General features: G+C 63.4%; 10 protein-coding genes. 6 read left to right on the forward strand and 4 right to left on the reverse strand.

The genetic code is table 11. The features are described from left to right. Nucleotides 1-31 precede the first annotated feature (31 nt). Together AC3D25_RS26325 and AC3D25_RS26330 are read right to left on the reverse strand one after the other, a co-directional pair. Nucleotides 32-1060, reverse strand: coding sequence for an ABC transporter permease (locus AC3D25_RS26325; RefSeq protein ID WP_488891423.1), 1029 nt, complete (start codon nucleotides 1058-1060; stop codon nucleotides 32-34). Continuing rightward, nucleotides 1053-2564: a sugar ABC transporter ATP-binding protein gene (locus AC3D25_RS26330; RefSeq protein ID WP_488892158.1), complete on the reverse strand. Its 1512-nt coding sequence runs from the start codon at nucleotides 2562-2564 to the stop codon at nucleotides 1053-1055. The genes AC3D25_RS26325 and AC3D25_RS26330 overlap by 8 nt, the downstream gene beginning before the upstream one ends. A 385-nt stretch (nucleotides 2565-2949) precedes the next feature. Between AC3D25_RS26330 and AC3D25_RS26335 the strand changes: the two genes are divergently transcribed. Continuing rightward, nucleotides 2950-3681, forward strand: a complete 732-nt coding sequence (locus AC3D25_RS26335) for a FadR/GntR family transcriptional regulator (protein ID WP_488891424.1) — start codon at nucleotides 2950-2952, stop codon at nucleotides 3679-3681. A 13-nt stretch (nucleotides 3682-3694) separates the two neighbouring features. Further along, the gene (locus AC3D25_RS26340) at nucleotides 3695-4534 is read left to right on the forward strand and encodes an NAD-dependent protein deacetylase (RefSeq protein WP_488891425.1); all 840 of its coding nucleotides are present in this window, start codon (nucleotides 3695-3697) and stop codon (nucleotides 4532-4534) included. A 6-nt stretch (nucleotides 4535-4540) separates the two neighbouring features. On the opposite strand, the gene AC3D25_RS26345 is transcribed toward AC3D25_RS26340, so the two are convergent. Continuing rightward, a complete protein-coding gene (locus AC3D25_RS26345; RefSeq protein ID WP_488891426.1) occupies nucleotides 4541-5812 on the reverse strand; it encodes an aminotransferase class V-fold PLP-dependent enzyme in 1272 nt (423 codons plus the stop codon). Between the two features lie 371 nt (nucleotides 5813-6183). On the opposite strand from AC3D25_RS26345, the gene AC3D25_RS26350 reads away from it, so the two are divergent. Continuing rightward, entirely contained in the window at nucleotides 6184-7896 is a 1713-nt protein-coding gene (locus AC3D25_RS26350) for a methyl-accepting chemotaxis protein (RefSeq protein ID WP_488891427.1), read from the forward strand. Nucleotides 7897-8037: 141 nt separating this feature from the next. Continuing rightward, nucleotides 8038-10461, forward strand: a complete 2424-nt coding sequence (locus AC3D25_RS26355) for a putative bifunctional diguanylate cyclase/phosphodiesterase (protein WP_488891428.1) — start codon at nucleotides 8038-8040, stop codon at nucleotides 10459-10461. A gap of 236 nt (nucleotides 10462-10697) precedes the next feature. On the opposite strand, the gene AC3D25_RS26360 is transcribed toward AC3D25_RS26355, so the two are convergent. After that, the gene (locus AC3D25_RS26360) at nucleotides 10698-11135 is read right to left on the reverse strand and encodes a PRC-barrel domain-containing protein (RefSeq protein WP_488891429.1); all 438 of its coding nucleotides are present in this window, start codon (nucleotides 11133-11135) and stop codon (nucleotides 10698-10700) included. A gap of 613 nt (nucleotides 11136-11748) precedes the next feature. Between AC3D25_RS26360 and AC3D25_RS26365 the strand changes: the two genes are divergently transcribed. Next, nucleotides 11749-12903 (forward strand): Gfo/Idh/MocA family protein, encoded by a 1155-nt coding sequence (locus AC3D25_RS26365; protein WP_488891430.1) that lies wholly within the window; start codon nucleotides 11749-11751, stop codon nucleotides 12901-12903. Nucleotides 12904-13542: 639 nt separating this feature from the next. After that, a complete protein-coding gene (gene iolG, locus AC3D25_RS26370) occupies nucleotides 13543-14535 on the forward strand; it encodes an inositol 2-dehydrogenase (RefSeq protein ID WP_488891431.1) in 993 nt (330 codons plus the stop codon). Nucleotides 14536-14540 lie beyond the last annotated feature (5 nt).

A 14540-nucleotide genomic window follows, 5' to 3' on the forward strand; every position in this document is an offset into this window, starting at 1 on the left:
TCGCGCGCGCCGCTTGAGCGCGCGGTGTAACTCACCGCCGATTGCGAATCTGGTCGATCCACACAGTACCGAGAATGACCAGGCCGATGATGATCTGCTGGATAAAGCTCGAAACGCCGTTCATGTTCAACCCGTTGCGCAGAATGCCGATCACGAACGCGCCGATGGCCGTGCCCGAGATCGTTCCGATGCCGCCCATCAGCGACGTCCCGCCGATCACCGCGCTCGCGATCGCGTCGAGTTCGTACATCACGCCTTCGTTCGGTTGCGCCGTGACGAGCCGCGACATCAGCACGCAGCCGGTCAGCCCGGCGAGCAGCCCGGACAGCACGTAGGTGAAGAGCTTGATGCGCGCGACGTGAACGCCCGAAAGTCGCGCCGCTTCCGCATTCGATCCGACCGCGTAGATGTGCCGGCCGAGCGACGTGCGCGACAGCATGATCGCGACCACGATGGCGAGCACGACCATGATGATCACGGGATACGGAATGCCTGGAAACACGGTGTCCGGAAAACCATCCGCGCCGATATTCACGACCCGGAACAGCGCGCCGTTGCCGAGTTCGGCGAACGAGTCGCTCATGCCCGACACCGGACGCGCGCCGGTGATCTGCAAGGCCACGCCGCGCGCGACGAGCATCATGCCGAGCGTCGCGATGAACGGCGGCAAGCCCATCTTCGTCACGCAGATACCGTTCACGAAGCCGCACAATCCGCCCACGACGATCCCGCCAAGCATCCCGAGCGGCACTGGTATGCCCGCTTTCACGAGGAGCGCCGCGACGACGCCGGATAACGCGAGCACGGAGCCGACCGACAAGTCGATCCCGCCAGTGATGATGACGCACGTCGCGCCGATGCCGAGATACGCGATGGACGTGACTTGCAACGCCACGGTCATGCCGTTGCCGACGCTGAAGAAGGCGTTGCTCGTGAACGAGAACACGGCGATCAGAATAATCAGGCTCGCGAGCGCGGCGAATTTCTGGATCAGGTCGCGGCGGCGTTCGCGGGCACGCGCCTGATCGGCGTGTGCTTGATCGTGGGTCATTTCAAGCATGGCTGCTCCGTCCCGAGGCGTAGTGCATGATCTCTTCCTGATTGGTGTTTTTAGTGTCGAGAATGTGGGCGATCGATCCGGCGTGGAATACCGCGACGCGATCCGTCATGCCGAGAATTTCCGGCAGTTCCGAGCTGATCAGCACGACGCCGATACCTTGCGACGCGAGCTGATCCATCAATTCATAGATGGCGAACTTCGCGCCCACGTCGATCCCGCGCGTCGGTTCGTCGAAGAACAGGATCTTCGAATCGCGGAACAGCCATTTGCTGATGACCACTTTTTGCTGGTTGCCGCCGGAGAGGTTGCGCGTGATCTGGTTGACGCTCGGCGTGCGGATTTTCAGCGCGTCGACGTAACCCTGCGCGACCTTCGCTTCTTCCGCGAAACGGATGAAGCCCGCCACGCCCGAGACCGCGCCGATGTTGGTGAGCGTGACGTTGCGCGCCACCGTCATGCCGGTCGCCAAGCCTTCGCTCTTGCGATCCTCGGACAGATACGCGATGCCTTCGCGGATCGCGTCGATCGGCGAGGCGATCTTGACGACGCGTCCGCCCATGCGCACTTCGCCCTGGTCGGCGGTATCCGCGCCGAACACGGCGCGCGCGAGTTCCGTGCGGCCCGAGCCCATCAGGCCCGCGAAGCCGAGAATCTCGCCGCGTCGCAGATCGAAATCGATCGGACCGAACACGCCCTTGCGCGCAATCCCGCGCACGGACAGCAAGACGTCCGTCGTCGGCACGGATTTGCGCGGCGGAAAGACGTGGTTGAGATCGCGGCCGACCATCTGCGCCACGATCCGGTCCACGCTGGTGCGCGCGAAATCCTCGGTGCTGATATAGCGGCCGTCGCGCAGCACGGTGACGCGATCGACGATTTCCGCCATCTCGTCGAGCCGGTGCGAGATATAGACAATGCCCACGCCTTCCGCGCGCAATTCCTTGATGATGCGAAAAAGCTGCGCCGTTTCGGCTTCGGTGAGCGAGGACGTCGGCTCGTCCATGATGAGCAGTTGCGCGTTCAGCGACAGCGCCTTGGCGATTTCCACCATTTGCTGCTGCGCCACCGACAACGTGCCGACCAGCGCATTCGGCTTGAGCGTCAGGCCGATCCGTTCCAGACACGCCTGCGCGTCGGCCCGCAGCCGCGCGCGGTCGATAAAGAAACCGCGCTTCGGCTCCCGCGCGAGAAAGATGTTTTCGGCAATCGAGAGATGCGGGACGAGGTTGAGTTCCTGGTGAATGATCGCGATACCGACGGCTTGCGCTTCGAGCGTCGAGTTAAAGCGGACATCGCGGCCTTGATACGCGATCGTGCCTTCGTCGGGCTGATACTGGCCGCTGATGATTTTCATCATCGTCGATTTGCCCGCGCCGTTTTCGCCGCACAGCGCGTGGACTTCGCCGCGCCGCACGTCGAAACTAACCTGATCGAGCGCGAGGACGCCCGGAAAGCGCTTGCAGACGTTGTCGAGGCGCAGAAGCGGCTCGATGGCGGCGGGCACGGGCGACGAAGCGCGGTCCGGTGTCTTCACGGGCGCGCTCACGTCGGGCCGCGTCTGTTCATCCGCGACGCTCACCGCGCCGGTCCCGCGAAACCCGCCAGACGCATGCGTACGAAATGAATCATGGGTTGTCTCCTGTTGGTTGGCTTGACCGGTCTCGTTTGAAAGCGCCGGGGCCGCTCATCGTCGCGGGCGGGGTCGGGCGCGCCTGTCGTGTGAGCTTGATCTAATCTAGCCACGAAGTTTAATCTGGTCAAGCCAATTCAAACCCTAAGCCGATTGGCTTGACCGAGTGTTTGCCCCTAGATCCCATCTGAGGCTGCACCGCGCGCCGCGTTTGGACTTATATTGGCGTAACCCGTCTGTCAACTAGCAGAAATTGGTCATGCCACTTACCCTTGGACCTGCGCTTTCGCGCGCGATCACGATGCAGCCGAAACCTGTAGAAACCCGCCGCCTATATCAGTCGATCGCCGATCAGATCCGCTCGCTGATCGATCAAGGCAGCTTCGCGCCCGGCACGCGCCTGCCGCCGGAGCGCGAACTCGCGCATCAACTGGGCGTGTCGCGACCGTCGTTGCGCGAGGCGCTGATTGCGCTGGAGATCGGCGGCAGCGTCGAAATCCGGATGGGCTCGGGCGTGTACGTGTGCGAGCAGCCGCCCGCCGACAGCCGTCCGCCGCTGACGTCGATGGGCGAAAGTCCGACCGAACTGATGCAGGCGCGCGCGGCGATCGAAGGCTACGTGGTGGCGCTCGCGTGCGCGCGGATCGACGAAGCGCATCTGGACAAGTTGCGCCGCAACGTGGAAACCATGCGCGAACTGATCTCCGACGGCCGTTCGCCGCTCGAAGCCGACCGACAGTTCCACATCACCATCGCGGAGTTGAGCGGCAACTCGGTGCTCGTGCGTCTGGTCGGCCAGCTCTTCGACGGGCGCAATGACCCGGTTGCTGCCAAAATAAGCCGGCTCGCCGAAAACATTTCGACCTGGAACGTGGCGCTCGCCGAGCACGAACGGATTCTGCGCGAACTCGAAGCGGGCGATCCGGTCGCCGCGCAAGCCGCGATGCGCATGCATCTGCGAGAATCGGAGGCGCGCTGGGTCGGCGGCTGAAGAAGGGGTTTTTTTGAGCAATTTCAACGACAACGACGACGATCTGTACGCTTTCGTGCAGCGCCATCCGCGCCTTTTCGTGCTGTCCGGCGCGGGCATCAGCACCGAATCCGGCATTCCGTGCTATCGCGACCGCGAAGGCACGCGCACGGGCCGCGCGCCGATCCAGCTACAGGATTTTCTGCACTCCGAGCACGCGCGGCGGCGATATTGGGCGCGCAGTCTGGTCGGCTGGCCGATGGTCGCCGACGCCCGGCCGAACGCGGCGCACCGGGCGCTCGCGCGGCTCGCGGCACTCGACCGCGTACACCGGCTGGTCACGCAGAATGTGGACGGTCTGCACACGCGCGCGGGTCAGGCCGATGTGATCGAACTTCACGGCAACATCGGCCGCGTGCGCTGTCTCGCATGTGGTGCCGAGCATTCGCGCGCCGCGCTGCAGCGCACGCTGGAAACCGCAAATCCCGCATTTGCCGCGCTTACCGCGCTCGCCGTGGCCGACGGCGACGCGCATCTGGAAGACCTCGATTTCAACGCGTTCGATCCGCCCGTGTGCACCGTCTGCGGCGGCATGCTGAAGCCGGACGTCGTGTTTTTCGGTGAAGGCGTGCCGAAAAGCCGGGTCGAGGATGCCGCGCGCGCGCTCGACGAATCCGACGCGATGCTCGTGATCGGTTCGTCGCTGATGGTGTATTCCGGCTACCGGTTCTGCGAATGGGCGCGTCGCACGGACAAGCCGATCGCCGCGATCAATATCGGCCGAACGCGCGCCGATGCGCTGCTCGCGCTGAAAGTGGAGCAATCGTGCGCGGCCGCGCTCGATACGCTGCTCGCGCGTCTCGATCCGGCCTGACCGCGCTCAGTTTTCCCGCGCCAACTGCGCAAGCCCTTCGACCAGCCGCTCGACCGCCGCCGGCCGCGTGAAAATGGCGGGCGTCACGCGCACGACATCGCCCGCGTCGGGACCGGGACGCGCCACAGTGAACACGCCGAACCGGTCGCGCAGCGCCTCGACAACCGCTTTCGACGTTTTCCCACGCAGCCGGAACGACGTGATACCGGCGACCATCGTCGGGTCGTCGGGCGTGAGGATCTGTACGCGGGGCATCGCGCGCGTGGGCGCGACCCACGCGTTGCGTAACGCACGCAGCCGCGTTTCCTTGGTCTTCGCACCGATCTTCCGATGCAGCTCGAGCGCGGCGGGCAAGGTCGCCCACGCGGCGAAATTCGGCGAGCCGGTATGGACGCGCGAGCGGATGTCGTCGGCGGGATAGTCGCGGTCGCCCATGTACGGGTCGATGGCCGCGACGCTGCCGCGCCGGATATACAGCGCGCCGCAGCCGAGCGGCGCGCCGATCCACTTGTGCAGGTTGAACGCGGCGAACGGCGCATTCAGCGCGGGCGCGTCGAAATCCATCATGCCCCACGAATGCGCCGCGTCGACGATCACCTCTGCGCCCGCCGCCTCGGCCATCGCCGATAACTCGCGCACCGGCACGACCAGCCCGGTCGAGAAACTCAAATGCGAGAGCAGCACGAGACGCGTGCGCGGATGCGCGCGCAGCGCCGCCGCGTAAGTGTCGAGCACGTTTTCGCGCGTGGCCGGTTCGGGCATCGTCAGACGCACGGGAACGACGCCGCGCCGCTCGCGCAGCCATTCCATCGCGTTGCGGCCGCACGGGTAATCGAGGTCGCAATACAGCACGGTGTCGCCGGGTCGCAAGCGGTTATAGCCGCCGATCAGCGCGAGGAGCGCCTCGGTCGCGTTGCGCGTGAGCACGATCTCGTCGGCGTGACAGCCGAGCGTCGCGGCCACATCGGTGCGGATTTCGTCGGTCATGCGCGGCCAGTTTTCGCGAATCAGCAGCGTCGTTTCCGTATTGATGCGCGCAGTCCAGTGATTGAACATCGCCATCACCGGGTCCGCCATGGCGCCCCAGAAGCCGTTCTCAAGGTTGATCGGCGTGTCCGGTTGCGTGAAGAGCGCGCGCACGGCGTCCCAGTAGGGTTCGTCGTGCGCGATGCCGGAACGCGGCGGGGCGGGAAGTGCGGCGAGCGCTTCGGTGAAGGCGGGAAGGCGGAAATCGAGTTCGTGCATTGCGGGCGAGGTGAGGGTTGAAGGCGGCCTCAACGATAACCCGCCGGGCTTCGAGGGGCGAGAGCGCACTCAAAGTACACACAAGGCCGCGGAACGACCGACTGCAGATTTTCAAACCGGTACCGGATTCATCCGGTGGTAAACAAAACTTAGACCCTAAAAAGGCTGGAAGGCCGCGCCATTCTTAAGTCTTCGACTTTTAAGCATTTTTTCCATCGTTGCGCGCATCGAAATAAAAAGCACGTCATTTCCATCTTTACCCTTCAGGCCCGTGGGCGACTGTCGTTATCCGATTTAAGAGCGCCCAAAAGCGAGGGGTCCGATTGCCCTTCGCGCTGATTGAAGTGCCCGTTCACCCGGACGGAACACGACGCGCCGACCCAAGTCTGAATCTGAGAGAAAAAATGAACCTGAAGAATGTGACGATCAAAAACAAGCTGATCGCGGGATTCGGTGTGCTGGCGTTGCTGGTCGTGGTGGTTTCGGGCGTGTCGCTGCACGCGCTCGGCCAGTCGACCGACGGCTTCAAGCGCTACGTCAACGGAATCAACGCCCGCGCGGATGTCGCGAACCAGGTGCGCACAGCGGTCGACCGGCGCGCGATTGCGGCCCGCAATCTCGTGCTGGTGACGAAACAGTCCGATCTGGACATCGAAAAAGCCGAAGTCACGCGCGCCCACGAAGACGTGCAGGCGAGTCTCAAGCAGTTGACGAACATGATCGCCACGGCAACCGATTCGAGCGAAACGGCGCGCAGCCTGGTCGCCGAAATGACGCGCATCGAGGCGCTGTACAGCCCGGTCGCGATCGACATCGCCGGCCTGGCGCTCGCCAACAAGCACGACGAGGCGATCGTCAAGATGGACAACGAATGCCGTCCGCTGCTCGCCGCGCTCGTCAAGGCAACCAATAACTACGCCGAATACACGCGGGGCCGTCAGCAGGATCTGGTCCGCCAATACGAGGAACAGTATGCGTTTCAGCGCAACTTGCTGATCGCGTTGTGCCTCGGCGCCATGGCGCTCGCCGCGTTCGCCGGCGTGGTGATCGTCCGTTCGATCACGGGTCCGATCAGCACCGCCGTCGACGTGGCCCGCACGGTGGCGCGCGGCGATCTGCGCAGCAAGATCGTCGTGGACAGCACCGACGAAACCGGCGACCTGCTGCGCGCGCTGCGCGACATGAACGACCGTCTGACGGAAACGGTCGGGCAGGTGCGCGACAGCACTGGCGCGATCACGGTGGCGACCCGCGAGATCGCGACCGGCAACTCGGACTTGAGCCAGCGCACGGAAGAACAGGCGGCATCGCTCGAAGAAACGGCCGCGAGCATGGAAGAACTGACCTCGACGGTCAAGCAGAACACCGACAACGCGCAACAGGCGAGCTCGCTCGCGGGCACGGCCTCGGACGTCGCGAAAAAGGGCAGCGCGGTCGTCGGCCGCGTGGTTTCGACGATGCACGGCATCAGCGAAAGCTCGACGAAAATTGCCGATATCACCGGCATTATCGAAGGCATTGCGTTCCAGACCAACATCCTCGCGCTGAACGCGGCCGTGGAAGCCGCTCGGGCTGGCGAGCAGGGCCGCGGTTTCGCGGTGGTCGCGAGCGAAGTGCGCAGTCTCGCGCAACGTTCGTCGGCGGCGGCGAAGGAAATCAAGGAATTGATCGCCACTTCCGTGCAGAAGGTGCAGGACGGATCGGTGCTGGCGAGCGAAGCGGGCGAAACCATGTCGGAAGTGACGCAGGCGATTTCGCGCGTCACCGAGATCATGACGGAGATCGCGGCGGCGTCGGTCGAACAGAGCCGCGGGATCGAGCAGGTCAATCAGGCGATCACGCAAATGGACGAAGTGACGCAGCAGAACGCGGCGCTCGTGGAAGAAGCTGCCGCCGCGTCGCATTCGCTCGACGACCAAAGCCGCCAGCTCGATCAGGCCGTGGCGTTCTTCGTGATCGACGGCTCGTCCGCGAAGGTGCAACCCGCCCGGCCGGTTGTGCAACCGAGCCGCGCCAAGATCGCCGCCGCGCGGCCGCTGGCCCGTCCGGCGCGAGCGCCCATCGCTGCATTCAAGGCAGCCGCGCCGGTCGGCGACGATAGCTGGAGCACGTTCTGACCCGCCGGATGTAAGACTCGGTATTTACCCTCGACGCCTCAAGTCCCGGCGAACCCTGCCGACATACAGTTGATCCGCCCGCAGCCCGCCTTGTTCAAAATACGCGGGCGCGGCGGATTCAACCTGATTGACAGGGCGGGCATGAAAAAAAGAAAAACCATTCGCACGGTGCTCTGCGGAAATCCGCTGGCGATGGCATTGAGAGCGCGGATAAGGGCCGCATCGATCCGATTTGGAGAATCGCCGATTCTCGCCACCGTGGGACTCGCGGGAGTGATGATCGCGATTCCGGCGTTCGCGTTCTGGGGCGCGCACAAGAACTATGACGCGGGAATCGCGGCGCAGCGGGCCAATTCGATCAGCGACGCCTACGAGCAGGCGCGCTACAGCGTCGCGACCGAACTGGCGCTCGAACGCAAGTACCGGCTCGAACCCGCGCTGGAAGTGCGCGCGAGCCACGCACGCGCGGCGCAATCGCTGATCCGCTGGCTGCACGTGGCGCGCGATCTCGAAACGCACACCGGCGCATTGCGCATCGACGCGCTCGTCAACAAGCACGCCGCGTATCTGCGGGCGATCGACCGCATGTTCTTTGCCGTCGATGCGCGCGACGCCTCGCTCGCCTACGCGATCGACACGTCGCAAGCCGATCCCGCGTTCGAAAGTATCGTGCTGGATGTCGCGAATGCCGCCGACGCGCATCGCGAAGAGTCGCTTCGCCAGCTTCACCGGCTCGCGCTCGCGCAGGAACTGGTCTGGTACGCGACACCTGTCGTGATCGGCGCGGGTCTTGCGATGGCGGCGTTTTTCGCGGGCGTTTTGCGACGCTATCGCCGTCAATCCGCCAACGCGACCGCCGAGGCGAACCGCCGCAACGAACAGAAAACGCGATCGCTCTTGCGCAATGCGTCCGACCTCATCCTTATTTGCGACGGCGCGGGCGTGGTGCGCTATCAGGCGCCTACCGCCAAGAACGGCTGGAATCCAGCGGCCGATTCACTCTGCGGCCAAGGGCTCGGCACGCTGATCCATCCCGCCGACCGTCCGGCGCTCATCGAATTGTGGACGCGGCTCGTGGACGTGCCCGGCATTACGCGCACAGCCGAATTGCGCTGCCGGATCGGCGAGGAAGAGTGGCGGCACAGCGAATTCGTGATGACCAATCATCTCGAAGAACCCGGCGTGGAAGGCGTGATCGCGACCGCGCGCGATATCACCGAACGCAAGGCGTTCGAACAGCAACTTACCGAACAGGCGTTCTGCGATCCGCTGACGGGCTTGCCGAACCGGGCGCTGCTGCGCGACCGGATCGCGCAGGCTTTTGCGCGCGCCGCACGGCGTGGGGGATCGATCGGCCTGATGTTCGTCGATCTCGATAACTTCAAGCGCGTGAACGACAGCCTCGGGCATCGCGCGGGCGACACGCTGCTGATCGCGGCGGCGCATCGGCTGAGCGCGTGCGTGCGCGCCACCGACACGGTCGCGAGGCTCGGCGGCGACGAGTTCGTCGTGCTCCTCGACCAGCTGGGCGACGACGGCGTGGCCGAGGCGATGCTCGTGTCGCAACGCATTCTCGATCACTTCCAGCATCCGTTCGAAGTGGGCGGCAACGAATGCGTGGTGTCGGCGAGCATCGGGATTTCGTTCGCAGCGAGCGACGCCGCGATCGATGCGGACGTGCTGCTGCGCGACGCCGATGTCGCGATGTACCGCGCGAAAAGTAGCGGCCGCGGCCGTTGCGTGGTGTTCGAAGCGAGCATGCACGCGAATGCGCTTGGCCGCCTCGAACTCGAAACGGCGTTACGTCATGCGCTCGCGCGCCACGAAATGCGCGTGCATTTTCAGCCGATCGTGCAACTGCACGGCGGCGCGCTCACCGAAATCGAAGCGCTCGTGCGCTGGCAGCATCCGACGCGCGGGCTGATCTCGCCCGCCGAATTCATCCCGATCGCCGAGGAAAGCGGACTCATCATTCAGTTGGGGCAATGGGTGCTGGAGGCCGCATGCCGCGCAGGCGCGTCCTGGCAGCGCGAGTTCGGTTTCGAGCCGCCGCTTCAGGTGAGCGTGAATCTTTCGCCGCGCCAGTTCGAGCACACAGGACTTGTCGCCGATGTCGAACGCGCGCTAAAACTCAGCGGACTCGCCGCGACGAGCCTCAAGCTCGAAGTGACCGAAGGCGTCATCATGCGCGACACCGACGCGAGCATTCTCACGCTGCGGCATTTGAAGAGTCTGGGCATCCGCATCGCCATCGACGACTTCGGCACGGGCTATTCGTCGCTGAGTTATCTGAAGCGGCTGCCGCTCGACGTGCTGAAGATCGACCGGACGTTCGTTCAGGGTATCGGCGCGAACGCCGAGGACAACGCCATCGTGCAAGCCATTATTTCGATGGGTAAATCGCTTGGGCTCGCGGTCACGGCCGAAGGCATCGAGACCGAAGAGCAGGCGGCGCTCCTGCGCAGCTGGTCGTGCGAGCGCGGCCAGGGTTACCTCTTCTCAAGACCGCTCGATGCCGAGCAATGCAGCGAATTGCTGCGGCAAAGTCAGGGCGTCGAAGCTTGAGTTTTGCCGTTTTGCCGTTTTGCCGCTTTGCCGCTTTGCCGCTTTGCCGCTTTGCCGCTTTGCCGCTTTGCCGCTTTGCCGCTTTGCCGTTTCGCCGTTTCGCCGTTTCGCCGTTTCGCCGTTTCGCCGTTTCGCCGTTTCGCCGTTTCGCCGTTTCGCCGTTTCGCCGTTTCGCCGGATAAAAAAAGCGATGGCTTTAAAAGCCATCGCTTTTTTTTGGTTCAGGACAACAGCGCTCAGTGGTGATCGAACTCGGCGCGCGCGACCGGCGTGGCTTTCACCTTCGTGTACTGAAACTCCGGCAGCGCCTTGATTGCCGCTTTCGTCGCGCCCGCGAGCACGAGCTTGCCGCCGACGAAATCGAGCTGCTCGACCGGGATCGCCACATCATGGTGGGACACGCCGAGGAACTGGTTCGCCGCGACGATCGCGAACGAAACCGAGCGATCCGGCGCGACGATAATGTCGTGAATCACGCCGACACGTTCGTTATTTTCGTTGTAGACAGGCTTGTTGAGGATCGACTTTTTGACGCTCCAGCCGGCGAGAATAGCCGTGGATTCCTGCACGGTGATGCCGAGCGGCTGCGTGCCCGCGACTTGAGCGTGCGCAGCCGGCGCGAGAAGGGCGAACGTCGAAGATGCGATCAGCAAGGCGGCGAATTTCGATTTCATGTTTGCGTTCCTCAAAAAGTTGGACATCCCGGAGTGCGGGGCGCGTATGCAGCGCCGTTGCATTGTGCCGGTAAGCCGCGATGCGTGCAGTGACGGCAAGGTTGCACCAGTGCGGTGCTTGACGAAGCGCCGCGTGTCGAGCGACGGCCCATGACGCGAGTTCGCCTGAGTCGCGCAATATGTTTCGCTTAGCAAAATAACTGTCGCTCTACGCTGTCGGGAACGAGCTGAGAATTCAGTACCATTCACCTTCGATCAAAATATAAAACGGGGTTAGTTATGCACGATTGTCAAACGAGCAACGCATTACATTCCAGGTCTGCAAGTCAGGTTGGGTTCGGCGAGACACAAGCGTTCCGTCGTTTCGGTGCATACGTGACCTTCGACCTGAATGACGACGGCGTGCAGTACATCTTCATCTCAAGATAAGGACGCACCGATACGTCGTCCGCGAAATCACGTGGCTAAGACTCATGGTTTACGCGCGCGCCGATTTGATGTGTTTTTGATGTTTCGCCAGGGACGCAGCGCGCCATGGCCGGGCTAAGCTAGTCGCCTTAGCGATGCGCCCCGGCGCGTCGCCCGATCCATTCACCCAAGCGAAACCTGAGACATGACGATCAAAACAATCGGACGACGCATTCGCCTTGGGCTCATCGGAGGCGGCCCGGGCTCGATTATCGGCGAGACGCACAGGATCGCGGCCCGGCTCGACGGCCATTACGATATCGTCGCTTCGGCGCTCGCTTCGGACCCGGCGCGTTCGCGAGAGGCGGGCATCGAGCTGGGTATCGCCGCTGAACGTGCTTATGGTTCGTGGCAAGAGATGTTGGAGCGCGAATCCGCGCGCGACGACCGGGTCGATGTGGTCGCGATCATGACGCCCAACGACTCTCACTTCGATATTTGCATGGAGGCGCTGGACGGCGGTTTTCACGTCATCTGCGACAAGCCGCTCGCGCACAGTCTCGCGGCCGCGCGCGAAATCGCCGCAAAGGTCGGGCGCGTGCAGTCCGAGTTTTGCGTGACCTACTGCTATACCGGATACCCGATGGTCAGGCAGGCGCGCGACATGATCGCGGCCGGTGAATTGGGCGAGATCCGGCAGGTTCATGTCCAGTACATTCAGGGCTATCTCGCGGATCACGCGTTGCCGCCCGGATGGCGCACAGAAGGCAATCGGAGCGGCGATTCGCTGGTCCTGATGGATATCGGCACGCACGCATTTCATCTCGGCGGCTTTGTCACCGGCCTCGACGTCACGCAGGTTTGCGCGGACCTCGGCTCGGCGATTCCCGGCCGCAAAGTGGACGATTACGTCGGCGCGCTCACGCATTACGGAAACGGCGCGCGCGGCTCGCTCTATGTGACCAACGCGGCGGCGGGTGCGGAACATGGTCTGAGCTTTCGCATCCACGGCGACAAGGGCGGCCTTGAGTGGTATCAGGAAGAACCCAACAAACTGACGCATCGGCGGGCTGGCGACTTCGATCAAACCATCACGCGCCGGCTCGGCCCGGCAACGAGTCCGGGCGCGCAGCAATCGACCCGTATCGCAATCGGCCACCCCGAAGGTTACTTCGAGGCGTTCGCGAATCTTTATACCGAGTTCGCGAACCGCGTGGCTGACAGGCTGGCGAGTCGCGACGTGGCCAGCAAGCCACCGCTGTATCCAGGCGTCATGGATGGCGTGAAAGGCCTCGCATTCGTCGCAGCAGCGGTCGAGAGCGCGGCAACAGGCCGTTGGGCGAACGTCGCGCTCGAATGACCTTGCGGGCGCTATGTCGTCCAGGGGCGCTCCTCCAGCAAAGCGTCCATGAACATGCGCGCGATGGCTGACCATACGCGTGCGATTGCAACGCGAGCGCGGCGATACCGGGCCGGTCTGCTTAGCGATGGCCTCCGTCTCCTTCGTCGGCCTCCCACCTATCCGCCATCGCCGACTTGCACCCGCGATGAAACACAAGCCCGGCCCGGTCAACAACAGCCGGCGCGTCGTGAGCTAGACAAATCGAACACCACTGCGCGGTGCAAGAGAAATCAGGTGACGTCTTCCCGCCGATAGCGAAAGTCTCGATCCCTCGGCCGCAGCTGTAATATCGCCGTATTCCCCCTACTTGTATGAAGTCTCCGACTTCGCGAAACTGGCGCCAGTGAAAAACTGAGCGTCTAAGGTTCGCTGTACCGATTCGTCTTGACGGGACTGCATCGGAATCGCGCACGCTCGAAAATATCCAGACCGGTCGTCAAGTCGATCGAACTCGCCGAGGCTAACAAGGCGCTGAACGGCCCGCGCTGCGAAGACACCATCCATCACCGGAAGCGATGCCGCGAAAAAAACCACCACACGCCCGCATCATTCACGCCGTACCGACGGCCGCACGACGGCCCACACAAAGGAGATGACATGCTTAAGATTGCCGTGCTGGGCGCCGGTCGTATCGGCAAGATTCACGCAGCGAATGTGGCAGCGCGCCGTGACGTGCAACTCGTCGCCGTCGCCGATCCCTATGCGGACGCGTCCCACTCGTTAGCAGCGCTTTGGGGCTGCGAGGCGATGACGGATTGCGAAGCGGCGATCGATCGGGACGATGTCGACGCAATCGTGATCGGTACGCCGACCGATACCCACATCAACCTGATGCTGCGCGCCGTCAAACAAGGCAAGGCTGTGCTGTGCGAAAAGCCGATCGACCTCGACTTCGACAAGACGCGGGCGGCCGTCGAAGAAGTCGAGCGCAAGGAAGGGCGCGTGATGCTGGCCTTCAATCGCCGCTACGATCCCACCGCGCAGCAACTGCGCCGGTCGATCGATGCCGGTGAGATCGGCGATGTCCGTCAGGTGATGATCACGAGCCGCGATCCGGGCCTTCCGCCGCGCGAATATCTCCGCCATTCGGGCGGCATTTTCCGCGACATGGCAATTCACGATTTCGACATGGGCCGCTGGCTGCTCGGCGAAGAGCCGGTTGAAGTCATGGCGATGGCGAGCCGCCTGGTGGACAGTAAACTCGACGACGTACCCGACTTCGACACGATCATGGTGCAGATGCGCACCGCGTCGGGCAAGCAGTGCCATATCAACTGCTGCCGCGAAGCCGTGTACGGATACGACCAGCGCTTCGAGATTTTCGGGTCGAAGGGCATGCTGCTTCAGGACAACCTTCGGCCAACCACGATCCGCCGCTGGACGAGCGACATGACCGACGCGCGCGAGCCGTTGCTGAACTTTTTCCTCGAACGTTACGAGGAAGCTTACAAAATCGAACTCGGCTTGTTTATCGAAGCCCTGCGTACGAAAACCCCGATGCCGACGACCGTCCGGGACGGATTGAAGGCGTTACGTCTCGCGGAATGTGCGCTAACGTCCGCTACAACCGGTCAGGCAGTCGCCGTCTAACTAGA

The sequence above is a fragment of the Caballeronia sp. SL1002 genome, from assembly GCF_057814995.1.

Excerpts from the sequence above, each read along its gene's own strand:
- AC3D25_RS26325 (WP_488891423.1), bottom strand. The coding sequence starts at position 1,060 with ATGCTTGAAATGACCCACGATCAAGCACACGCCGATCAGGCGCGTGCC.
- AC3D25_RS26335 (WP_488891424.1), top strand. The coding sequence starts at position 2,950 with ATGCCACTTACCCTTGGACCTGCGCTTTCGCGCGCGATCACGATGCAG.
- AC3D25_RS26350 (WP_488891427.1), top strand. The coding sequence starts at position 6,184 with ATGAACCTGAAGAATGTGACGATCAAAAACAAGCTGATCGCGGGATTC.
- AC3D25_RS26355 (WP_488891428.1), top strand. The coding sequence starts at position 8,038 with ATGAAAAAAAGAAAAACCATTCGCACGGTGCTCTGCGGAAATCCGCTG.
- AC3D25_RS26360 (WP_488891429.1), bottom strand. The coding sequence starts at position 11,135 with ATGAAATCGAAATTCGCCGCCTTGCTGATCGCATCTTCGACGTTCGCC.
- AC3D25_RS26365 (WP_488891430.1), top strand. The coding sequence starts at position 11,749 with ATGACGATCAAAACAATCGGACGACGCATTCGCCTTGGGCTCATCGGA.
- iolG (WP_488891431.1), top strand. The coding sequence starts at position 13,543 with ATGCTTAAGATTGCCGTGCTGGGCGCCGGTCGTATCGGCAAGATTCAC.